Annotated in this window: 17 protein-coding genes; 12 read left to right on the forward strand and 5 right to left on the reverse strand. The window is 74.5% G+C overall.

Going from position 1 to position 23,235, the window contains the following annotated elements; translation table 11 throughout:
- From DVA66_RS03505 to DVA66_RS03545, 9 genes are all read left to right on the forward strand, one after another.
- The coding region (locus DVA66_RS03505; protein ID WP_408608887.1) for a glycosyl hydrolase family 95 catalytic domain-containing protein at positions 1-1,522 on the forward strand (1,522 nt) is incomplete at its 5' end.
- A complete protein-coding gene (locus tag DVA66_RS03510; protein ID WP_114558801.1) occupies positions 1,519-2,700 on the forward strand; it encodes a CaiB/BaiF CoA transferase family protein in 1,182 nt (393 codons plus the stop codon). The genes DVA66_RS03505 and DVA66_RS03510, both read left to right, overlap by 4 nt.
- Positions 2,697-3,827, forward strand: a complete 1,131-nt coding sequence (locus DVA66_RS03515) for an extracellular solute-binding protein (RefSeq protein ID WP_114558802.1) — start codon at positions 2,697-2,699, stop codon at positions 3,825-3,827. Before DVA66_RS03510 ends, DVA66_RS03515 begins: the two co-directional genes overlap by 4 nt.
- Positions 3,814-4,266, forward strand: coding sequence for a MaoC family dehydratase (locus DVA66_RS03520; RefSeq protein ID WP_114558803.1), 453 nt, complete (start codon positions 3,814-3,816; stop codon positions 4,264-4,266). Before DVA66_RS03515 ends, DVA66_RS03520 begins: the two co-directional genes overlap by 14 nt.
- A 2-nt stretch (positions 4,267-4,268) precedes the next feature.
- Complete coding sequence (locus tag DVA66_RS03525; protein WP_114558804.1) at positions 4,269-5,135, forward strand: amidohydrolase family protein; 867 nt, start codon at positions 4,269-4,271, stop codon at positions 5,133-5,135.
- The gene (locus tag DVA66_RS03530) at positions 5,132-6,214 is read left to right on the forward strand and encodes a Gfo/Idh/MocA family protein (protein WP_114558805.1); all 1,083 of its coding nucleotides are present in this window, start codon (positions 5,132-5,134) and stop codon (positions 6,212-6,214) included. The genes DVA66_RS03525 and DVA66_RS03530 overlap by 4 nt, the downstream gene beginning before the upstream one ends.
- A 59-nt stretch (positions 6,215-6,273) precedes the next feature.
- Positions 6,274-7,542, forward strand: coding sequence for an ABC transporter substrate-binding protein (locus tag DVA66_RS03535; RefSeq protein ID WP_157973813.1), 1,269 nt, complete (start codon positions 6,274-6,276; stop codon positions 7,540-7,542).
- A 66-nt stretch (positions 7,543-7,608) separates the two neighbouring features.
- Entirely contained in the window at positions 7,609-8,586 is a 978-nt protein-coding gene (locus DVA66_RS03540) for a carbohydrate ABC transporter permease (RefSeq protein WP_114558807.1), read from the forward strand.
- Between the two features lies 1 nt (position 8,587).
- Positions 8,588-9,487, forward strand: a complete 900-nt coding sequence (locus tag DVA66_RS03545; RefSeq protein ID WP_198671445.1) for a carbohydrate ABC transporter permease — start codon at positions 8,588-8,590, stop codon at positions 9,485-9,487.
- A gap of 4 nt (positions 9,488-9,491) precedes the next feature.
- On the opposite strand, the gene DVA66_RS03550 is transcribed toward DVA66_RS03545, so the two are convergent.
- Positions 9,492-11,591: a hypothetical protein gene (locus DVA66_RS03550; protein WP_114558808.1), complete on the reverse strand. Its 2,100-nt coding sequence runs from the start codon at positions 11,589-11,591 to the stop codon at positions 9,492-9,494.
- 143 nt (positions 11,592-11,734) lie between these two features.
- Between DVA66_RS03550 and DVA66_RS03555 the strand changes: the two genes are divergently transcribed.
- From DVA66_RS03555 to DVA66_RS03565, 3 genes are all read left to right on the forward strand, one after another.
- Positions 11,735-12,751 (forward strand): LacI family DNA-binding transcriptional regulator, encoded by a 1,017-nt coding sequence (locus tag DVA66_RS03555; RefSeq protein ID WP_114558809.1) that lies wholly within the window; start codon positions 11,735-11,737, stop codon positions 12,749-12,751.
- 184 nt (positions 12,752-12,935) lie between these two features.
- Entirely contained in the window at positions 12,936-15,065 is a 2,130-nt protein-coding gene (locus DVA66_RS03560; RefSeq protein ID WP_114558810.1) for a beta-galactosidase, read from the forward strand.
- Positions 15,065-17,977 carry a glycoside hydrolase family 2 TIM barrel-domain containing protein gene (locus DVA66_RS03565; RefSeq protein WP_114558811.1) on the forward strand — a complete coding sequence of 971 codons (2,913 nt, stop codon included), beginning with the start codon at positions 15,065-15,067 and terminating at the stop codon, positions 17,975-17,977. The genes DVA66_RS03560 and DVA66_RS03565 overlap by 1 nt, the downstream gene beginning before the upstream one ends.
- Before the next feature lie 180 nt (positions 17,978-18,157).
- Here DVA66_RS03565 and DVA66_RS03570 read toward each other — a convergent pair whose 3' ends face one another.
- From DVA66_RS03570 to DVA66_RS03585, 4 genes are all read right to left on the reverse strand, one after another.
- Positions 18,158-19,327, reverse strand: coding sequence for a VWA domain-containing protein (locus DVA66_RS03570; RefSeq protein WP_114558812.1), 1,170 nt, complete (start codon positions 19,325-19,327; stop codon positions 18,158-18,160).
- Positions 19,324-21,618: a DUF5682 family protein gene (locus tag DVA66_RS03575; protein ID WP_114558813.1), complete on the reverse strand. Its 2,295-nt coding sequence runs from the start codon at positions 21,616-21,618 to the stop codon at positions 19,324-19,326. Before DVA66_RS03575 ends, DVA66_RS03570 begins: the two co-directional genes overlap by 4 nt.
- Positions 21,619-21,620: 2 nt before the next feature.
- A complete protein-coding gene (locus DVA66_RS03580; protein ID WP_114558814.1) occupies positions 21,621-22,760 on the reverse strand; it encodes an ATP-binding protein in 1,140 nt (379 codons plus the stop codon).
- The coding region (locus DVA66_RS03585) for a DUF5691 domain-containing protein (RefSeq protein ID WP_198671446.1) at positions 22,757-23,235 on the reverse strand (479 nt) is incomplete at its 5' end. The genes DVA66_RS03580 and DVA66_RS03585, both read right to left, overlap by 4 nt.

Here is a 23,235-nt window from a genome sequence, read left to right on the forward strand (position 1 = left end):
CGAGCGCCACCTCCAGACGCACGCGGCGCTGTACGGCCGGACCGAGCTGAGCCTGGACGGCGGCGCCGGGACCGGCGGCGACTCCCGCGACACCGCCGAGCGGCTGGCCGCGGTGCAGCGGGCCGACGGCGCCGAGCCCTGGGCCGACCCGGAGCTGGTCGCGCTGCTGTTCCACCTCGGCCGCTACCTGCTGATCAGCAGCTCCCGTCCCGGCGGTGTCGCGGCCAACCTCCAAGGCATCTGGAACGAGGAGCTGCAGCCGCCGTGGAGCTCGAACTACACGGTCAACATCAACCTCGAGATGAACTACTGGCTGGCCGAGACCACCGACCTGCCCGAGTGCCTGCCCCCGCTGTTCGAGCTGGTCGGCGCGCTGGCCCGGCGGGGCGAGGAGACGGCGAGCCGGCTGTACCGCGCGCCGGGCTGGGTCGCGCACCACTGCAGCGACCTCTGGGCCTACGACGAGCCGGTCGGTGACGGCACCCACGACCCGTCCTGGGCCTTCTGGCCGATGGGCGGACCCTGGCTGGTCACCCACCTGTGGGACCACCTGCGCTTCGGGGCCGACGACGACTTCGCCCGCGCCACAGCCTGGCCGCTCGTCCGCGGCAGCGCCGAGTTCGTCCTCGCCTGGCTGCGACCCGGGCCGGACGGCACCCTGGGCACCTCCCCCAGCACCTCACCGGAGAACCGCTACCTGCTGCCCGACGGCGGCTCCACCTCGGTCGGCACCAGCTCGACCACCGACCTCGTGCTGGCGGCGAACCTGCTCCGGATCGTGGACGAGCTGGCCGCCCGGCTCGGCATCGAGGACGAGGTGGTCACCGCCGCCCGGGCCGCCCGTCCCCGCATCCCCGCCCCCGAGATCGGCGCCGACGGCCTGGTCGCGGAGTGGGCCGGGCACCCGACGATGGTCGACCCGCACCACCGCCACACCGCGCACCTGTGCTTCCTGCACCCCCTGGACGGCGAGGTCGGCCCCGAGCTGGCCGCGGCGGCGTCGCGCAGCCTGGACGCCCGCGGCGAGGAGTCCACCGGCTGGGCGCTGGCCTGGCGGATGGCGATGCGGGCCCGGCTGGGCCAGCCCGAGCGGGTGGAACGGCTGCTGCGGCTGTTCATGCGCACGGTCTCCGACGACCGGGGCCACTGGTCGGGCGGGCTCTACGGCAACCTCTTCGCCGCCCACCCGCCGTTCCAGGTCGACGGCAACCTCGGCGTGGTGGCCGCGCTGGCGGAGTGCCTGCTGCAGAGCCACCGCGGCGTGATCGAGCTGCTCCCCGCGCTGCCCCCGGGCGCACCGGACGGCTGGGTGACCGGGCTGGTGGCCCGTCCCGGCATCTCGGTCGACCTCGTGTGGCGCGACGGCCGCCCGGTCGAGGTCACCCTGCGGGCCCGCACCCCCGCCGCGGCCGGACCGCACCGGCTCCGCACCGGCGGCACCGAGACCACCGTCGACCTGCCCGCCGACGAGCCGCTGGTGCTCGTCCTCGACCCCGCCACCCCAGGAGCAGCCCGCCCATGACCGACTCCCCGCTGCCCCTCGAGGGCGTGCTGGTGCTGGACTTCAGCCAGTTCCTCGCCGGTCCGGTGGCCGCGCTGCGGCTGGCCGACCTGGGCGCCCGGGTGATCAAGGTCGAGCGCCCGGTGGTCGGCGACATCGGACGCACCCTGGCCTTCGCCGGGTTGCGGGCCGGGGTGGACACGATCTCCTTCCACGCGATGAACCGCAACAAGGAGAGCGTGGCGGCCGACCTCAAGGACCCCGAGCAGCTGGAGTGGGTGCGCGCGCTGGCCCGGCAGGCCGACGTGGTGCTGCAGAACTTCCGCCCCGGGGTGGTGCAGCGGCTCGGTCTCGACCACGCCACCCTGAGCCGGGAGAACCCGCGCGTGGTCTACGGCAGCATCACCGGCTACGGCGACACCGGCCCGTGGAAGGACCGGCCCGGGCAGGACCTGCTGGCCCAGTCGGTCTCGGGCATCCCCTGGCTGCAGGGCGGTGAGCGGCCGACCGCGGTGGGGCTCTCGATCGCGGACCACCTCGCCTCCTGCCACCTGGCCCAGGGCATCACCGCGCTGCTGCTGCGCCGGGAGCGCACCGGTCTCGGCGGGCACGTCGAGACCAGCCTGCTGGAGTCGGTGCTCGACCTGCAGTTCGAGCTGCTCAGCGCGAAGCTGACCCAGCCGGAGCAGGTGCGGGTGCGCTCCCGCGGCGAGCACTCGGCGCACACCTTCCTCTCCGCGCCGTACGGCATCTACCCCACCGCCGACGGCTACCTCTCCATCGCGATGAACCCGGTGCCCGTGATCGGGACGCTGCTGGAGCTGCCCGAGCTGGAGTCGATGACCGACCCGCGGTCGTGGTGGGACTCCCAGCCGCGGATCGAGCAGCTGATCTCGCAGCGGCTGGCCACCGCCGGCACCGCCCACTGGCTCACCCTGCTCGACGCCGCCGACATCTGGTGCGCCCCGGTGCACACGCTGGACGAGCTCGTCGCCCACGACGGGTTCGCCGCGATCGACATGGTGCAGAGCATCGCCCGCACCGAGCCCGACGGCAGCCGGACCACCGTCCAGACCACCCGCAGCCCGCTGCGGATCGACGGCCGGACGCTCCGCAGCGGTCGCGGCGCCCCCGTCCTCGGCGCCGACACAGCGGCCGTCCGGGCCGAGCTCGCCCCCGACCCGGTGGTGCCGCGGTGACCGCGCTGCGGGGCATCACCTGGGAGCACGAGCGCGGGCACGGCTCGGTGCTCGCGGCCAGCGCGGCCTACCTCGAGCAGCACGGCACCCGGGTCACCTGGTCGGTCCGCTCGCTGCAGGCCTTCGCCGACCAGCCGCTGGACCACCTGGTCGAGCACCACGACCTGCTGGTGGTGGACCACCCGCACATCCCCTCCGCCGCCGAGGCGGGTCTGCTGGCGCCGCTGGACGAGCACCTGCCGGCCGGGCTGGACGACGCCGCCTTCGTCGGGCCGTCCCACGCCACCTACCGGCACCGGGGCCGGCAGTACGGGCTGGCCACCGACGCCGCCGCGCAGGTCGCCGCCCACCGCCCCGACCTGCTGCCCGACCCGCCGCGGACCTGGCCGGAGGTGCTCGACCTGGCCCGCCGGGGCCGGGTGCTGTGGCCGGCCAAGCCGATCGACGCCTTCTCCTCCCTGGTCACCCTGTGCGCCGGCAGCGGCACGCCGGTGCTCACCGCGGAGGGTTTCGCCGACCGCGCGGTCCTGGAGGAGTCGTGGGCGGTGCTGTCGGAGCTGGCTCGGCTGGTGCCGGCCGACTGCCTCACCGCCAACCCGATCGAGGTGGCCGAACGACTGGTCGGCTCCGACCGCTGGGCCTACGCCCCGCTGCTGTTCGGCTACACCAACTACAGCCGGCAGGGCTACCGGCGGGTCCGGCTGGCCTACACCGACATCCCGCTGCGCGACGGCCAGCCGCGGGGCTCGCTGCTGGGCGGGGCCGGGATCGCGGTCTCGGCCCGCAGCCGCGACGTCGCGGCGGCCGCCCGGTTCGCCACCTGGCTGGCCTCGGGCCCCGTGCAGCGCGGCGTCTACTTCGCCGGCGGCGGCCAGCCCGGCCACCTCGACGCCTGGCAGGACGGGCAGCTCGACGCCGCCACGCTCGGCTTCTTCAGCGGCACCCGCCGCACCTTGGAGCAGGCCTACGTCCGCCCCCGGCACCCCCGCTTCCTCGCGCTCCAGGACACCGCCTCGCCCTGGGTCACCGACGCCCTGGCCGGACGCACCCCCGCGACCGAGCTCTTCGACCGCCTGGACGAGGCCACCCGCGACCACCTGCAGGAGGAGCACCGTGCGCGTCGTTGACCGCCACCTCGAGGACTTCGTCGTCGGGGAGTCCCGGACCACCCTCGGACGCACCATCACCGAGGCCGACGTGGTGCTCCACGCCGGGCAGACCGGGGACTTCTTCCCCCACCACGTCGACGCCGAGTGGTGCGCCAGCCAGCCCTTCGGGGCCCGGATCGCCCACGGCACCCTCGTGCTCTCGGTCGCGGTCGGGATGACGGCCGGCGACGTCAACCCGCAGGCGATGAGCTACGGCTACGACCGGATCCGCTTCGTCCGCCCGGTCCTCCTCGGCGACACCATCACCGTGCGCGCCGAGGTCGTCGCCGTACGCGACTCCGCGAAGGACCCCTCGACCGGTCGGGTGGAGGAGCAGGTGACGGTCACCAACCAGCACGGCGACGTGGTGCTCGCGCTGGTCCACCTCTACGTCGTCAACCGGAAGGACGTGGGCTGAGCATGGTCATCGACAGCCACCTGCACGTCTGGGACCGCAGCCGCTCCCCCTACTCCTGGCTCGACGGCGCCGACCCGCGGCTGACCGGGTCGGTCGGGCTGGACGACATCCGTCCCGGGCTGACCGCGGCCGGGGTGGACGGCGTGGTGCTGGTGCAGGCCGACGACACCGTCGCCGAGACCGGGTACCTCTTGGAGGTCGCCGCCGCCGAGCCGGCGGTGCTCGGGGTGGTGGGCTACGTCCCGCTGCACCGGCCCGAGGAGGTGGCCGAGCTGCTCCCCCGCTGGCAGCGCGAGCCGTCCCTGGTCGGGGTGCGCAACCTCACCCACGACCGGCCCGACCCCGACTGGGTGCTGCGCCCCGACGTCCAGCGCGGGATCGCCCTGGTGGCCGGGGCCGGGCTGCCCCTCGACCACGTCGCGGTGCTGCCCCGCCACCTGGAGCACACCACCACCCTGGCCCGCCGGTTCCCCGGGCTGCGGATCGTGCTGGACCACCTCGGCAAACCGCCGCTGGGCGCCGACGTCGACCGGCGCCGCGAGTGGGAGCGGTTGCTGCGCGCGGCGGCGTCCGAGCCCGGCGTGGTGGCCAAGGTGTCGGGCCTCTACGGCAGCACCGACCCGACGGCCTGGACGCCCGACGAGCTGGCCTGGGCGGTGGAGGTCGCGCTGGAGGCCCTCGGCGCCGACCGGCTGATGTACGGCGGCGACTGGCCGGTGTCGCTGCTGGCGGGCGGCTACGCCCGGGTCTGGGAGGGGCTGCTGGCCGCGCTGGAGCGGTGCTCGTCGACCGAGCGCGCGCAGGTCCTGCACGGCACCGCGAGCACGGTCTACCGGCTCGCGCCGGTGCCGCAGGAGGCACCGCGATGACCTTCCCCGAGCAGCACCCCGACCCCGCCTACCAGCTCGGCCCACCCGCGGACCCCCGGCCGATCGTCGTGGTCGGCGCCGGCGGGATCGTCCGGGACGCCCACCTGCCCGCCTACCGCAAGGCCGGGTTCGACGTGCACGCCCTGGTCGACGTGGTCCGTCCCCGCGCGGAGGAGCTGGCCGCCCGTTTCGGCGTCCGGCGGGTCTTCGGGTCGGTGGCCGACGCCGTCGCGGCGGCGCCGCCGGAGGCGGTCTACGACGTCGCGCTGATGCCCGAGCAGTTCGAGCCCACCCTCCGCGCGCTGCCCGAGGGCTCGGCGGTGCTGCTGCAGAAGCCGCTCGGGCACCACCTGGAGGAGACCCGGCGGCTGCAGCGGCTGGTCCGCGAGCGCGGGCTGGTGGCGGCGGTCAACACCCAGCTCCGCTTCGCCCCCTACGTCCAGGTCGCCCGGCGGCTGGTCGCGGAGGGGACGATCGGTGAGCTGGTCGACCTGGAGATCCGCATCTGCGTGGAGACCCACTGGGAGCTCTTCCCGCAGGTGTTCACCCTGGACCGGCTCGAGCTGAACATGCACAGCGTCCACTACCTCGACCTGGTGCGCTCCTTCCTGGGTCAGCCCGCCTCGGTCAGCGCCGTCACCGTGCCGCACCCGGACAAGCCGCACCCCAACACCCGCACCGCGGTGCTGCTGCACTACCCCGACCGGCCGCTGCGGGTGGTCGTCAGCACCAACCACGACCACGACCTCGGGCCCGAGCACCAGGCGAGCTCCATCACCTGGCAGGGCACCCGGGGAGCCCTGCGGGCCCAGCTCGGGCTGCTGCTGGACTACCCGCGCGGCGGGCTGGACCGGCTCCAGCTCGCCACCCCAGGGCAGGGCTGGAGCGACGTCGACTTCACCGGCTCCTGGTTCCCCGACGCCTTCATCGGCTCGATGTCGGCGCTGCAGAACGTCGTCACCGGACGGACCTCCAGCCTGCCGACCTCCGTCGACGACGTCGCCCGGACCATGGCGCTCGTCGAGGCCGCCCACACCGCCAGCCGGCGCGGGGGCGTCGTCCCGGAGCCCACCGACTGACCGACCGACGCCGCCCGGCGTCCGACCAGATGTGCACGCACCCACGAAGGAGTGAAGACGTGAACCAGCTGACCAAGGTGCTCACCGCCGCAGCGGTGGCCGGCGCCACCGTGCTCGCCACCAGCGGCTGCGGACTGCTGGCCAGCAGCAGCGGAGGCGGCGGGGAGGGCGACGGCCCGACGCTGACCATCTGGGCCCGGCCCGCCAGCATCGGCGAGAACGCCGAGACGCTGCTGGCCCAGCAGTTCCCCGACCACGACATCACCGTCTCGCGGATCAACGACATCGACGACAAGCTCCGCGCCGGTCTGCGCGCCGGCTCCGGGCTGCCCGACATCGCCTTCATCGGGGGCAACCTGTCGGACTACTTCGCGGTCTCCGACCAGTTCGTCGACTTCACCGAGCACGGCTTCACCGACGACGGTCGCTACGTGCCGTGGGTGCTGGAGCCGGGTCAGGACCTGCAGGGCCGGCAGGTGGCGCTGCCCACCGACATCGGGCCCTACGGGTTCTTCTACCGCGCCGACGCGATGGAGGAGCTGGGCTACCCCGGCGACCCCGAGGAGCTGGCCGCCGAGGTCAGCACCTGGGAGGACTACCGCGCGCTGTCCGAGCGCGCCCGGGAGGCCGACAGGTTCACCTGCGACGCGCCGTACGGGCTCTACGTGCTCGGGCTGAGCCAGCAGGGCTACCGCTACGTCGACACCGACGGTGGGCAGCCGGTCAACCAGGTCGACTCGCCGGTCAACAAGGAGGCCTACGACCGGGCGGCGACGATGGTGCAGGACGACCTGTGCGCCGGCACCAACCCGTACTCGGCGGAGTGGAACTCCGCGATCGCCCAGGACAGCGTGGTCGCCTTCATCGGCGCCGGCTACCAGGAGGGCATCCTCAAGCCGGCCGCCGGCGAGGACAGCACCAGCTGGCGGGTCACCGCCACCCCGGGCGGCCCCGGGTCGACCCCCGGCTCCTTCGTCACCGCGCTGAGCGCCAACGGCAACGGCGAGGCCGCGGCCGAGGTGGCGCAGTTCCTGGCCTCGCCCGAGGCGCTCAAGGACGCCTACCTCACCCGGGGCCTGTTCCCGCCCGCCGTGGAGCTCTACGAGGACCCCGAGCTGCTGGAGGGCGACCCCTTCTACGGCGGGCAGTCCGCGTTCGCGACGCTCGCCGGGGTCGCCAGCGGCACCGAGGAGGCCTTCGGCGGCCTCGGCTCGGGCACCATCAGCTCCCGCTTCCGCGATGCGCTGGACGAGGTGCACACCACCGGCCGCGACCCCGAGGAGGCCTACCAGGAAGTGGTCGGGGAGTTCTCCGACTACACCGGCTGACCGGACCGGGGCGCCGGTGACCGGACCGGCACCGGCGCCCGTCCGTCCTGACAGAGAGGACCCGTCATGGCTGAGCCGGCTGTGACCACCCGGCCGGACGTCACCGACGTCCCGCCCGCCCCGACGCCGTCCCCCCGGCGGCGTCGGCCGGCCCTGGTGCGCCACTGGCGCGAGTACCTGGCCATCTCCCCGTTCTACGTCCTGTTCACCGCCTTCGGGCTGGTGCCGCTGGTCTACGCCGTCCAGCTGAGCACCATCTCCTGGGACGGCCTGTCCGACCCCGTCTTCGTCGGGCTCGACCAGTTCCGGCGGGTGCTCACCGGCGGTGAGTTCAGCGTCGCCCTGGTCAACACCGTGCTGATCTTCCTGATGGGTCAGGTGCCGGTGGTGATCGGCGCACTGGTGGCCGCGGTGCTGCTCAGCCGGCCCGGGCTGCGCGGCGCCGGCATCTACCAGACGCTGTTCTTCCTGCCCCAGGTCACCTCGGTGGTCGCGATCGCCGTCGTCTTCCAGTCCCTCTTCTCCAACAGCTACGGCATCGTCAACCGGCTGCTCGGCATGGTCGGCGTCGAACCGGTCCCCTGGCTGGAGAGCGCCTGGGGCGTCAAGGTGGTCATCGCGCTGATGATCATCTGGCAGACCACCGGCTACTTCATGGTCATCTTCCTGGCCGGGCTGGCCGCGATCGACCCCGCGCTGCACGAGTCGGCCACCCTGGACGGGGCCGGCGCGGTACGCCGCTTCTTCCACATCACGCTGCCGATGCTGCGCCCCACGATCATCTTCGTGATGGTGACCGGCACGATCAGCGGGTTCCAGCTGTTCACCCAGCCGCAGGTGCTGCTCAACGGCGGCACCGGTCCCTCCGACAGCGGGCTGACGATGATGTTCCTCCAGGTGCGCTACCTGGGCAGCTCGGGCTCCGGCACCCAGGTGCTGCCCGACCTCGGCTACGCCGCCGCCATCGGCTGGGCGATCTTCGTGGTGCTCGTCGTGGTGGCCGCCCTCAACGCCCAGATCCTGCGTCGCTCCAGGAGGTCCTGACGTGTCCGTCCCCACGATGCCGACCGAGCACCGCACCCGCGCCACCCCGCTGCCACCGCGGAAGCGCCCGATGACGCGGCACCGGGTCGGCGGCTACCTGGTGCACGTCCCCCTGCTGCTGGCCGCGGTGCTGTTCGCCTTCCCGTTCTACTGGCTGGTGGTGATGGCGACCAGCGACACCGCGGAGATCTTCGCCTCCCCGCCGCGCCTGGTGCCCGGTCTGCGGTTCGGCAGCAACTTCGGCGAGGTGCTCGACGGCTCACCCTTCCTCTACGCCTTCACCAACTCGGTGTTCGTCACCGTGGTGGCCTCGGCGCTGCAGGTGTTCTTCGCCGCGCTGGCCGGTTTCATCTTCGCCAAGTACCGCTTCCCCGGCCGGGACCAGCTGTTCGCCGCGCTGGTGGTGACGATGGCGCTGCCCACCGGGGTGGCGATCGTGCCCAACTTCCAGATCTATGCCAACCTCGGCTGGCTGAACAGCTACTGGCCACTGCTGGTGCCCGGCGCGGCCAGCGCGTTCGGCATCTTCTGGATGCGCCAGGCGGCCACCGCGGCCATCCCGGACGAGCTGCTGGAGGCGGCCCGGGTGGACGGCGCCGGCTTCTGGCGGGTCTTCCGCCACGTCGGGCTGCCGGGGCTGTCGGCCACCATCGCCGCCTTCACCGTGTTCCAGGTGATGTGGAACTGGAACGAGTACCTGTGGCCGCTGCTGGTGCTCAGCGACACCGACCTCTACACCCTGCCGCTGGCGCTGCAGCTGCTCAAGGGGGCCTACGGCGCGGTCGACTACTCGGTGGTGATGGCCGGCACGCTGGTGGCGACCATCCCGCTGGTGGTGCTCTTCCTCATCTTCCGCCGGACGGTGATGAGCAACGCCTCGGCGGGGGCGGTCAAGGGCTGAGCCCTCACGGACGCGGCGGGAAGCCCTCGGCCTGCAGCACCCAGCCCTCCGGGGTGGCAGGGCGCACCCGCGTGCCCTCGGCGTCCACCCAGCCGCCGGCGAGCAGCGCGACGGCCATCAGCAGCCCGCCGTTGCCGGGCAGGTAGAGCGGCAGCCGGTTCGCGACCTGGAAGTTGTGCCCGTTGGCCAGGTAGGTGTTCTTGGCCTCCGGGCGCAGCAGCAGGTCGAGGGCGAGTGCGGGCTCGCCGAGCCGGGTGGCGCACATCGCCAGCACCGGGAAGTCCCAGCCCCAGGCGCTGGGCCAGCGCCAGCGCTGCAGCACCCGGTCCAGGGTGGCCCGCATCACCCGGGGATCGACCAGCCCGGTGTCGGGCACCACGCCGAGCGCGGCGAGCATCGACGGGTGGTCGGTGTACTCGGTGCGCGGCGGACGCTGCACCGCGTCGTAGTGGCCGTCGGGTGAGACGTCCAGCGCCAGCCCGGCGGCCACCTCGTCCCAGTCCGCCCGGCGCTCCCGGCCCTGCCGCTCGCGCCAGCGCTGGGCGGTCTCCAGCGCCCAGCGGAAGTAGGCCGTCTCGAACAGCGGGTCCCAGCTGTCCTCGCTGCCGTAGACCTCCTGGGCCGGGATCAGCGGCGGCGGCAGGTGGTAGCGGCCGTCGTCCTCGCGGAGCACGAAGGAGGCGATGAACTCGGCCGTCTCGGCGACGATCTCGTGGTGGCGGGCCAGCACGGCGGGATCCTCGCCGCGGGCGTGGTAGAGCAGCTCGGCGAGGTGGATCGGGTGCGGCTGCTGCCAGACGAGCAGCGGGCCGATCCGGTTCGGGTGCTCGATCCCCTCCGGTCCGACGTGCTTGGGCCAGCGCGCACCGCGGAACCCCTGCTGCCGCGCGGTCTCCCGGGCGACGTCGAGGACGGTGGCGTACCAGTCGAAGCTGCGCTCCAGCAGCTCCGGGCGTCCCCAGGCCGCGAAGTGCGCGGCGTGCCACCAGTGCATCTCCAGGTGGAAGGTGCCCGACCAGCTGTTGCAGACCAGCCCGCTCTCCTGGGACGGGGTGGAGCCGGCGCAGCTGATCGCGGTCTGGTACTGCGACAGCACCACCCGCCGTTCCAGCTCCGCGGCGCGGGGGTCGGTGCTGCCGGACAGGTCGACGGCGGCGCCGCTGCGCCAGAACGCCTCCCAGCCCTCCCGGCAGGCCCGCTCCGTCTCGGCCACCGACGGCAGCGGACGTCCGTCGGCCGCCGGGGCCAGCTCCAGCGCCAGCTCGAGGACGTCCGTCCCGCCCGAGCCCAGCTGGTAGGTGTGTGGCGCGGTCTGGGCGAAGCGGTCCGGCATGGTGCCGCCGGCCACGGCGACGTAGCGGGTGTCGTCCAGGCGCCGCTCGAACACGGCGCCGGTGCCGCCGGCGCGCAGCGTGGTGGTGTGGTCGTCCGGACGTTCCCAGTCGGCGTCGGCCTCGAAGGTGTCGTGGACGTGGGGGAAGGCCAGCTCGAGCCGGGCGCGGCCGTCGGCCAGGAGCTCGGACTCGACCCGGACCGCCAGCACGTCCCGGTCGGGGTGCACGAGGGTGGTGACGACCACCCGGCTGCCGGCGCAGCGGAAGGAGCTGCGCAGCACCCCGGTCCACAGGTCGAGCTCCTGCTCGGTCTCGCCGAGATCGCCCGGCTCGGCGCGGGCCCCGTCCGGGCCGGTGGTGAGCACCAGGCCCACCCGGACCAGGTGCAGCCGCTGCGGGTTGGTCCAGAAGTAGTAGCCCGGCGCCTCCGCCCCGACCGAGGCCGCCTTGTCCTTGCGGTAGTCGTACCGGCTCGGGTACCGCACCGGGCCACGCGGGCTCTGGTAGGTCTCCATGGTGTCGGCCAGCGTCCAGCCCTCGGGGTTGGGCGCCCAGTGGTAGCCCCACTGGCTCATGGTGCCGAGCGGCGTCGCGCTGCGGCCCTCGCGCCGGGCCACCGTCCGGTCGTGCAGGTCGGGGAAGGTCTGCAGCCCGGTGATGTCGGCGGTGAAGCACAGCTCGCCGTTGCCCACGCTCAGCGGGGACAGCGGGTCGGGCCGGTCGTGCCGGACGCGGTGCCGGCCGACGACGGCCTCGCGGTCGATGCTCATGGTGCTCCCGGGGTTCGCGACGCTGGTGGAGCCGAGCCTATGGTAAAACGTTTGCTCCGTGGCGACCCGTCACGGAGCTCGAGACCGGCCGGGTCGACCGTGCGTCGCCCGGCGACCACCGCGGGAGGCCCTACGCTGTGCCAATGGCCACCCTGAGGGACGTCGCCGCCCACGCCGGCGTCTCGGTCTCGGTCGCATCGCGGGTGCTCAACGACGACCCCGGCGTGCGGATCCGGCCGGAGACCCGTCAGCGCGTGCTGGAGGCGGCCCGGCTCCTCAGCTACGCCCCCAACTCGGCCGGACGCTCGCTGCGCAAGGCCCGCTCCTCGGTGCTGGCCCTGGTGGTCCCCGACGTCACCAACGCCACCTTCACCGACCTCACCCGCGGGGTGGAGGACGAGGCGCTGCGCCGGGGCTACGCGGTGCTGCTGGGCTCGAGCGAGCGGATGCAGCCGGGCACCCCCGGCTTCTCCCGCCTGCTCTCGGAGCGTCGGGTCGACGGTGTGCTGCTGCAGAAGGGCGACGACACCCGCAGCGAGCTGGTGACCTCCGCCCTCACCGACACCCGCCACATCGTCCTGGTCAACTCCGGCCCGGTCGACGACCTCAGCACCGTCGCGCTGGACGACCACACCGGCGCCGCGCTCGCCACCCGCCATCTGCTCGAGCTGGGGCACCGCCGCATCGGCCTGGTCAACGGGCTGCCCTCGGCCGACACCGGACGCCGCCGCGCCGCCGGGTTCACCGCCGCGCTGGCCGAGGCCGGGCTGGTCGCGGAGGACCGCCACGTCACCGAGCTCGGCTACACCCTGCCGGCCGGCCGCAACGCCGCCCGGCTGATCCTGTCCCGCCCCGGCCCGCCGACCGCCCTGGTGGTGGCCAACGTCAACGCCGCCTTCGGCGTCCTGCTCGAAGCCCGCGAGATGGGGGTGGACGTCCCCGGCGCGCTCTCGGTGGTCGCCGTGCACGACGTCTGGGAGGCCGACATCCCGGTCCCGGCGCTCACCACCGTGCGGATGCCGATGGTCGAGCTGGGCGCCACCGCGGTCGGGGAGCTGCTGGCCCGGATCTCCGGCGGTCCCGCCCGCCACCTGGTCGTCGACGACCCGGCACCCGTGGTGGTGCGCCGCGGGTCCACCGCGCCCCCACCTCCCACCTGAGCGCCCCGTTCCTCGACGCCCCCTCCCGCCACTGTGGCCAACCCGTCGGTCGAGGGGCGTCTGGACCGACGGAACGGCCACGCCGGCGTCGCTGTGCGGGCCGGGGGTGGCCGGAGCGGGCGGGCGTGCTCTAGGGTCTGGACAAACGTTTGCTCGCCTGTAGTCCCGAACGCGAAGGTGCGTGATGAGCCCGGTCCCCCGTCCCCCGGTCGGTTTCGGCGCGGCGTACTACCCGGAGTACCAGCCGACGCCCCGGCTGGCTGAGGACCTGCGGCTGATGCGGGACGCCGGGTTCAGCGTGATCCGGGTCGGCGAGTCCACCTGGAGCACCTGGGAGCCCTCCGACGGCGTCTTCGCCACGGACTGGATGGCCGAGGTGCTGGACGCGGCCGCCGAGCACGGCATCGGCGTCCTGCTCGGGACGCCGACCTACGCCGTGCCGCCGTGGCTGGCCCGCAAGCACCCCGAGATCGCCGGGGAGCCGCGCAGCGGGCAGCCGCTGCGCTGGGGCGCCCGGCAGGAGGTGGACCTCACCGCCCCGGCCTTCCGCCGGCACGCCGAGCGGGTCATCCGCACGGTGACCACGACCTTCGCCGAGCACCCGGCGGTGCTCGGCTGGCAGGTGGACAACGAGCCGGGGCTGCTGCTGCTGCACAACGAGGCCGTGGTGGCGCGGTTCCGGCAGTGGGTGGCAGCCCGGTTCCCCGACGTGGAGGAGCTCAACCGGCGGTGGGGGCTGGCCTACTGGTCGCACCGGCTCACCTCGGTCGAGGAGCTGTGGGCGCCCGACCACAACGCCCAGCCGCAGTACGACCTGGCCTGGCGGTGGTTCCAGACCGAGCTGGTCGACGAGTTCATCGCCTGGCAGGCCGACCTGGTGCGGGAGGTGGCGCGTCCGGACCAGCTGGTCACCACCTGCATCGCCTACGACCGCCCGGCCACCGACGACCTGCGGCTGACCGAGGCGCTGGACGTCGCCGCCGGCAACGCCTACTACCGGATGCAGGACGCGCTCGCCAACCCCGCGCCGACGCAGCCGCAGGGCTGGATGACCAGCGGCACCTGGAGCGTCTTCCTCAGCGCCGACCGGATGTTCGGCTCGCGCGGGGCGCCGTTCCTCGTCACCGAGACCAACGCCGGCCCGATCGCGGCGTCCAACGTCGAGGAGCCCGGCTACGACGGCCAGTGGCGCCAGGTCGCCTGGGCGATGGTGGCCCGCGGCGCCCGGCTGGTGGAGTACTGGCACTGGCACACCGCCCACTTCGGCGCCGAGACCCACTGGGTGGGGGTGCTCCCCCACGACCAGCGTCCGGGCCGGGTGTACCGGAACGTGGCCACGCTGGGCGCGGAGATCCAGCGGCTCGGGCCGGCCGTCGCCGAGACCGTCCCCGACGCCCAGGTGGGTCTGGTGTTCTCCACCGGCTCCAAGTTCGCGCTCGCCTTCGAGCCGGTCTTCCCCGACGAGCCGCGGGCGCTCTCCGGGCGGAGCTACCAGCGCATCGTCGAGTCCTTCTACCGGGGCTGCTTCGCCGCCGGGCTGCAGACCCGGGTGCTGCACGACCGGGCGCTGCCGCCGGGCGCGGAGCTCGCCGCGCAGCTGCCCGTGCTCGTGGCCGCCGGGCTGTACGCGGTGCCCGACGACGTGCTGCAGACCCTGGTCGACTACGTGCACGCCGGGGGCCACCTGGTGCTCGGTCCGCGCAGCGCCTACGCCGACGAGTGGGCCTGCGCCCGCACCGACGTCAAACCGGCCCGGCTGGCCGAGCTGGCCGGCGTCTCCTACCAGGAGTTCTGGACGCCGGCCGCACCGGTGCCGCTCGTCCCGGTCGCCGTCGGCTGGCCCTCCGGGTCGACGGCCACCGGCTGGCTGGAGCTGCTCGACCCGGACGGGGCGGAGGTGTGGGCCCGCTACGACCACCCGCACCTCGGCGCCGCCGCCGTCACCAGCCGGGCGGTGGGGCCGGGCCGGATCACCGTCGTGGGCACGGTGCTCGACGACGACACCGCCGCCGCGCTGTTCGCCCGGATCGCCGCCGAGCACCGCCTGCCCACCTTCGACACCGGCACCGCGACCTCGGTCACCCATGCCTCGGCCACCGCCACCGACGGCCGCAGCCGGACGCACTTCGTCTTCAACTGGAGCGGGGCCGAAGTCCGCGTCCCCGACCCGGGCTGGCTCCCCCTCGACCACGACGGGCTGCAGGACGGCAGCCTCACCCTCGGCCCCTGGGACGTCCGGATCCTGCGGGAGCGCCTTCCCGACGCCGGCCCGTACCGTCCGCACCGCTGGCCATCCCGACCGGAGGATCGATGATGGACCTGCCCACCGACACCGCGGCGCTCACCGCCGTCCTGGAGGACACCGGCCCGAGCGAGGGGGTGCTGCCGCCCCGCGCCCGGTTCGCCACCGACGCCCCGGTGCGCTCGCTGAACGGGCGCTGGGAGCTGCGCTGGGTCCCGGTCGCCACGGCCGCCCCGGAACAGCCGTGGGAGGAGACCGACCAGGTCTGGGCCGCGGTGGACGTCCCCGGCTGCTGGCAGCTGCAGGGCTTCGGCGCCCCGCTCTACACCAGCTCGAAGTACCCCTTCCCGGTCGACCCGCCGCACGTCCCGGTGGAGAACCCGCTGGGCGACTACCGGCTGCTCTTCGACGCCGGCCCGGAGTTCGACGCCGGTGCCCGGCTGCGTTTCGACGGGGTCGACTGCCTGGCCCAGGTGTGGCTCAACCGGGAGCTGCTGGGCACGCTGCGCGGGAGCCGGCTCACCCACGAGCTCGACGTGACCGGGCGGCTGCGGGCCACCGGGAACGAGCTGCTGGTGCGGGTGGTGCAGTGGGCCGCGGGCAGCTACGTCGAGGACCAGGACCAGTGGTGGCTGTCCGGCATCTTCCGCGACGTCGACCTCCTCGCCTGCCCGCCCGACGGCCTCGCCGACCTGGAGGTGGACGCCGACTACGACCCGGCCACCGGGCACGGCCGCATCGACGTCCGGGCCACCTCGACCGGCCCGGTGCGCTGGTCGCTGCCCGGGCTCGACCTGCTCGACCGGGAGGGCAGTGGCCCGGTCGACGTGGGCCCGGTCGAGCCGTGGAGCGCCGAGCACCCCGTGCTGCACGAGCTGGTGGTCTCGACGCCGACGGAGACGGCGCGGCTGCGGGTCGGCTTCCGTCGGGTGACCATCGAGGACGGGCTGCTGCGGGCCAACGGCGTCCCGATCCGCTTCCGCGGCGTCAACCGGCACGACCAGGACCCCTCGACCGGACGCACCGTCACCCGCGAGGCGGTGCGCCGCGACCTGGTGATGATGAAGCGGGCCAACATCAACGCGGTCCGCACCGCCCACTACCCGCCGACCCCGTACCTGCTCGACCTCGCCGACGAGCTCGGGCTGTGGGTGGTCGAGGAGGGCGACATCGAGTCCCACGGCTTCGTGCTGGTCGACTACCGGCGCAACCCCTGCGACGACCCGGCCTGGCGCGACGCGCTGCTGGACCGCACCGCGCGGATGGTGCAGCGCGACCGCAACCACGCCTGCGTGGTGCTCTGGTCGCTGGGCAACGAGTCCGGCCCGGGCGCCAACCTGGCCGCCTGCACCGAGTGGATCAAGGCCGCTGACCCGACCCGTCCGGTGCACTACGAGCGCGACCCCTCCTACGCCTACTCCGACGTCTACTCGCTGATGTACACCCCGGTCGAGCGGGTCGAGAAGATCGGCGCGGGCACCGAGGAGGCCGAGCTCGAGGGCAAGCAGCAGACCGCGGGGAAGCCGTTCATCCTCTGCGAGTACGCCCACGCGATGGGCACCGGACCGGGCGGGCTGAGCGAGTACGAGGAGCTGTTCGACCGCTACCCCCGGCTGCAGGGCGGTTTCGTCTGGGAGTGGTGCGACCACACCCTGTGGCACACCACCGACGACGGCCACCGGTTCCTCGCCTACGGCGGCGACTTCGGCGAGCCGCTGCACGACGGCAGCTTCGCCGCCGACGGCCTGGTCAGCTCCGACCGGGTGGTGCGTCCCGGCCTGGAGGACTACCGGCGGGTGATCGCCCCGGTGCGGCTGGAGGTGGACGCCGACCGCGGCACGGTGCTGGTCACCAACCGCTACGACGTCGCCAGCACCGCGGGGCTGCGCTTCTGCTGGCGGACCAGCGGTGCGGACGGGCTCGGCGACTCCGGCGTCCTGGACGTCCCCGTGCTGGCACCCGGGGAGGAGGCCACCGTCGAGCTGCCCGTCCGGGCCCGCCCCGCCGGCCGGGTGGTCACCGTCTCCGCCGAGACGGCCGTCGCCACCGCCTGGGCGGAGGAGGGCCACGAGATCGCCTTCGGGCAGTCACGCGTCGAGGACGCGCCGCCGCTGCCGTCGGTCCCGGACGCCCCGGCGCACGTGGCCGGCGAGGGCCGGGTGGTGGTCGGCGCGGCGGAGCTGTCGACCCGGCCCGGACCGGACGCGTTCACCCTCGCCACGCTCTCCGGGCTGGCGGTGCACGGGCCCCGGGTCGGCATGTGGAGGGCGCCCACCGACAACGACCTCGGCCGCAACATGATCCGCTTCGGGCAGACCCCCGACGCCGACCACTGGCAGTCGATGGAGCTGCGCCAGCTGGCGACCCGGACGCTGTCGGCCCGCCTGGTCGACGACGTGCTCGAGGTGCGGCAGCGGGTCGCCCCGCCGATGCGCGACGTCGGCGTGGACGTGGTGCTGCGCTGGTGGTGGTCCGGGGGTCTGGTGCTCGACGTCGCCGCCGCCCCGTTCGGCGGGTGGACCGGGTCGTGGGCCCGCTTCGGGCTCGACCTGGAGCTGCCGGGCCAGCAGGCCGACCGGCCGCTGCGGTGGCTGGGCTCCGGGCCCGGCCAGGACTACCCCGACACCGGGCAGGGCAACCGCTGGGGCTGGCACGAGAGCACGGTCGAGGACTGGCAGGTGCCCTACGCCCGGCCGCAGGAGAACGGCGTCCGCCGCTGCCGGCGGCTGGAGCTGCAGGTCGCCGACGGGCGCCGGCTCGTGGTCGAGGGCGACGGGCACGTCTCGCTGCGACCCTGGGACGATGCCGAGCTGGACGCCGCGGCACACCCGCACGAGCTGCCGACCAGCGACCGGCTGGTGCTGGGTCTGCAGCTCGCCGTGCACGGCATCGGCACCGGCGCCGCAGGCCCCGGCGTGCTCCCGCACTCCCAGCTCACCCCGCGGGCCCTGAGCGCCCGCTACCGGCTGAGCGTGCACGGCTGACCGGTCCGCCCGGCCACCTAGGGTCCAGCCAGGGCCTGAGGCTTGCGGCACGCGGCGTCACTTCTCCGATCGCGGTGTCGATCGGCCCCGTCAGCCGTTCGCCTCGAAACGGCGGTCCCGCGAGCTCCTGACGATGCTTCGGCCACGTGACGCACCCTCGCGCTCACCGAGCGGCTGTCCTCACCGCTCCTCGGTCGGGCCGGCGGTGACGATGTCGTGCTCGGCGGCCCACTCCCCCAGGTCGCGGCGCTGGATGGCGGCGGCCATCAGGTCGGGGAAGACGTCGGGGGTGCAGGCGAAGGCGGGGACGCCCAGCTCGGCCAGCGCGCGGGCGTGGTCGGCGTCGTAGTAGGGGGCGCCGTCGTCGCTGAGCGCGAGCAGCGCCACCATCACCGCGCCGGAGTCGTGCACCTGGCGGGCCCGGCGCAGCATCTCCTCGGCGATCCCGCCCTCGAGCAGGTCGCTGAGCAGCACCAGCACCGTCTCCTCCGGCTCCTCGATGAGCTCCTGGCAGTAGGCCAGCGCCCGGTTGATGTCGGTGCCGCCGCCCAGCTGGATGCCGAACAGCACGTCGACCGGGTCGTCCAGCTCCTCGGTGAGGTCGACCACCTCGGTGTCGAAGACCACCAGCGACGTCCGCACCGACCGCAGCGACGCGAGCACCGAGCCGAACACCGCCGACCAGACGATCGAGCTGGCCATCGAGCCGGACTGGTCGATGCACAGGATGAGGTGGCGCTCCACCTGTCCGCGGCGCCGGGCGTGGCCGACCAGCCGCTCGGGCACCACGGTGCCGTGCTCGGGCTGGTAGTGGCGCAGGTTCGCCGCGATCGTCCGCGGCCAGTCGATGTCGGCGGCCCGCGGGCGGGTGGTCCGGCGCGAGCGGTCCAGCGCGCCGCTCACCGCCTGCACCAGAGCCTGGGCGAGGCGGGCCTCGAGCTCGTCGGTGACCGCGCGCACCACCTGTCGGGCGGCCTCCTTCGACGACTCCGGGATCGCCCCGCGCAACCCCATCAGGGTGGTGACCAGCCCGATGTCGGGCTGCACCGCGGCCAGCATCTCCGGCTCGGCGAGCAGCCCCTTGAGCCCCAGCCGGTCCATCGCGTCGGCCTGCATCACCTGCACCACCCGGCTCGGGAAGTGGCTGCGGATGTCGCCCAGCCAGCGGGCCACCGACGGTGCCGAGGCCCCCAGCCCGCCGCGGCGTGGTCGCTGCTCGGCGTCGTAGAGGTCGCCGAGTGCCCGGTCGCGCACCAGGTCGTCACCCTCCAGCCGGGCGCCGGTGCCGTCGGCGGCCTCCCCGCCCAGCACCAGCCGCCACCGCCGCAGCCGGTCCTCCTCCTCGGTCACGATCCCTCCTCCGTCCCGGCGTCGGCCAGGCCGAGCAGCCGGGCCAGCGCGGCCACTGCCGGCCGGGCCCGCTCCAGGTCGATCTCGGTGGTCCGGCTGCGCGGGGTGCCGCCGGAGCGCAGGGTCTCCCCGATCGAGCGGCGCTCGGCGGCGGAGAACCCGGCGAAGGTGCGGCGCAGCAGCGGCAGCAGGGCGTCGAAGGACTCGCCGCCGACCGAGCGCAGCCAGCCGTCGAGCAGCCGCAGCAGGGTCGGCTCGTGGAGCAGCAGCAGCGCGTCCCCGGTGAGCAGCCCGTCGACGAACCCGGCCGCGGCCAGCGGGTCGGTGCCACCCGACAGCCAGCGCGACACCCGCCGGGCCACCTCCTCGGCGTCGAGGACGCCGACGTCGAGCAGCATCCGGTTGGCCCGCCCGACCACCGTGCCGTGCACCCGGTCGTCGGCGGCCACCGCGGCCAGCGCCTGCCGCCACGGCTCGAGCAGCTCATCGGTGCCGAGCAGCCCGACGCCGGCGTCGGTCGCCTCCATCGCCGCCACCATCCGCGCGGCCGCCTCGTCGTCGAGCGCGCTGCAGGCGGCCCGCAGCCCGACGCTGGCCCGGCGCACCACGGTGAGCAGCACGTCGGCCACCCGCGCGACGTCGAGGGCGCGGACGTCGCCGTAGCGGCAGGTGCGGGCCATCGGCTCCACCGAGCGGAGCAGCCCGACCACGTCGGTGTGGGAGGCGGCCTGCTCGTCCAGCCGGGTCAGCACCGCGGGCAGCGCCTCGTCGAGCTCGGCGAGCAGGCACCGCTCGACCAGCCCGGCCAGGACGTCCAGCCCGTCGGCGTCCCGGGCCCGCTCGGCCAGCCGGCCGGCGGCGGCCTCGCGGACCGTGGTGCCGTACAGCCCGGCCTCCACCAGCGTCACCGCGAGCTCGGGACGCCAGGTCAGCGACCAGGTCTCCTTGAAGGTGCCGAGCCCGGTCTCGTCGCGCACCCGGGTGGCCCAGTCGACGTCGAGCACCCCGAGCCGGTGGAAGAGCACCGAGCGGGCCCGTCCGGCCTCGCGCCGCAGGTCGAGCTCGACCACCTTCTCCTCCGCCGACACCCGCAACCGCAGCGTCTTCTGCTGCCGGGCGAGGTCGGCCGCGACCGGAGCCATCGGGGTGTCCTCGGGCACCTCGCCGAGACGGTGGCCGACCACCAGCCGCTCCCCCACCAGCCGCAGCGGCACCGCCGACCCACCGCAGAGCACGGTCTGGGTGGCGTCGAGCAGCTCCTCCAGCCCGACCGAGGGCCGGCCGCGGACGACGGCCAGGGTGCGGGCCAGCCGGACGGCCTCGACCACAGAGGCGGGGGCGGCGTCCAGGCCCTCGGCCCGCAGCGCCCGGGCGGTATGCACCAGCCAGCTGGTGCTGGCGGCGTCCTCGCCCGCGGCGTCCTCGTCCTGCCAGCTGTCGAAGAGGTGCTGGTACCAGCCCGGGGAGGTGATCCCGGCGCCGTAGCCGCTGGAGCGGGCCAGCCGGCCGGTGGTCCAGGGCACCCAGGTGGCGGCCACCTTGACCCGTGGCAGCCTCGTCAGCAGCCGGGCGTCGGGGGCAGCGGGACGTCCGGTGGGGTCGACCGCCGGGGCGTGGTAGGCGCCGCAGACGAAGGCGACACGGGGACGTCCGGCCTTCCACTCCGCACGCACGGCCTGGCGCATGGCGGCCTCCCGGCGGGCGTTCTGCAGCGTCCACCCCGAGGTCTCGTCATCGAGCGCTGCCGCCACCGGGTCGTGGCCCTCGCGGACCGCCGCCATCGCCTCGGTGATGCTGGCGAACCGGGCCAGGGAGGAGGTGGAGCGGTGCTCGACGGCGTCCTCCCACCAGCGTTCGGGGTCGTCGTAGCCGGCGGCCGCGGCGAGGGTGCCGATGGCGTCGGGCCGGGCCCGCAGGGCGTCCGGCTCCTCCGCACCCGCGTCCTCCAGGGCGAGGACGTGGGTGGCGGCCAGGTCAGCCATCCGCGCCGGGATGCCGTTCGCCAGCGCCCAGCGCAGCGCCACCCACTCCGGGGAGAAGGAGGCCATCGGGTAGAACAGCGCCCGGCCGCGCTGCTCCACCCCGTGCACCAGCCCGGCCACCGGCGGCCGCATCCGCTCGGCGGCCAGCAGCGGCAGCACCGGGTCGAGCTCGGGGACGCCCTCGACCAGCACGCTGTCGGGTCGCAGCTCCTGCAGCGCCAGCAGCACCGAGCGCGCCGAACCGGGCCCGTGGTGGCGGACGCCGAGGACGGCCACCTCCGGCGTCGGCGTGTCGGGGTCGGCCGGCACGCTCAGCCCAGCTCCCGGCAGGCCCGGTACAGGTCGGCCCACTCGCGGCGGTCCTTGACGACGGTCTCCAGGTACTCCTGCCACACCACCCGGTCCTGCACCGGGTCCTTGACCACCGCGCCCACCAGGGCGGCGGCGACGTCGTCGGCGCGGACCCGGCCGTCGCCGAAGTGGGCGGCCAGCGCCACCCCGTTGGTCATCACCGAGATCGCCTCGGCCGTCGACAGCGTCGCCGATGGCGACTTCACCGTGGTGCGCCCGTCCAGGGTGAGGCCGCCGCGCAGCTCGCGGAACACCGTCACCACCCGCTCGATCTCGGTCGAGGCCTGCAGGTCGGTCGGCAGCTCCAGCGAACGGCCGACCTGGCCCACCCGCTGCTCGACGATCCGCACCTCGTCGGCGAGGCTGTCCGGCAGCGGCAGCACGACGGTGTTGAAGCGGCGCCGCAGCGCGGAGGACAGCTCGTTGACGCCCTTGTCGCGGTTGTTGGCGGTGGCGACCACGTTGAACCCGCGGACGGCCTGCACCTCGGTGTCGAGCTCGGGCACCGGCAGCGTCTTCTCCGACAGCAGCGAGATCAGCGCGTCCTGCACCTCGGCCGGGATCCGGGTCAGCTCCTCCACCCGGACCAGCGAGCCGCTCTCCATCGCCCGCATCACCGGGCTGGGCACCAGCGCGGCACGGCTGGGGCCCTCGGCGAGCAGCCGGGCGTAGTTCCAGCCGTAGCGCAGCGACTCCTCCGGGGTGCCGGCGGTGCCCTGGACCACCAGCCCGGAGTTGCCGGAGATGGCGGCGGCGAGGTGCTCCGACACCCAGCTCTTGGCCGTCCCGGGCACGCCGAGCAGCAGCAGCGCCCGGTCGGTGGCGAGCGAGGCGACGGCGATCTCGACGAGCCGGCGCGAGCCGACGTACTTGGCGCTGATCTCGGTGCCGTCGGGCAGCCGGCCGCCGAGCAGGTAGGTGGTGACCGCCCACGGCGAGAGCCGCCACCGTGGCGGACGCGGCCGGTCGTCGGCGGCGGCGAGGGCCGCGAGCTCGTCGGCGTAGGCCTGCTCGGCGTGCGGGCGGAGGGTCTCGGACGGGGGTGTTTCGGTCGGGGGCGTCTCGGTCGGGGGCGTCCCGGTCGGTGGGGTCTCGGTCATCGGAAGGCCTCTCGGACGGACGTGCGGACGGACAGGTGCTGGCGCAGCTGGGCGACGGCGGTCAGCCGGGGTTTGGTCGCACCGAGGTCGGCCAGTGCGTCGTCGACCCCGGGGTGCAGCCGGTCGGCCAGCAGGCCCAGCGGCAGGTCGAAGGAGTCGGGACCGGCCCGGGCCAGCGCGCGCAGCAGGGCGCGGCTGAAGTGCTCGTCCCATGGCCCGGGGACGGCCGCCAGCACCGGTCCGGCGCCGAGGGTGTAGCCGGTGCGCTGCCCGGCCACCCAGGCGAGCACGTACTGCTGGCGCAGCTCCACCGGCACCAGCGGCAGCCAGGCCCGCGGCACCTCGCCGACCAGCGGCCACAGCGCGGTGGCCCAGCGCCCGTCGCGCTGGGCGGTGACCGCGGCCACGATCCCGGCGCGGAGGGCGTCCTCCTCGACCGCGTTCCACACCACGGCCGGGTCGTCGTCGACGGCGG

This window comes from Desertihabitans aurantiacus (assembly GCF_003344635.1).
GTDB classification, from domain to species: Bacteria; Actinomycetota; Actinomycetes; order Propionibacteriales; family Propionibacteriaceae; genus Desertihabitans; species Desertihabitans aurantiacus.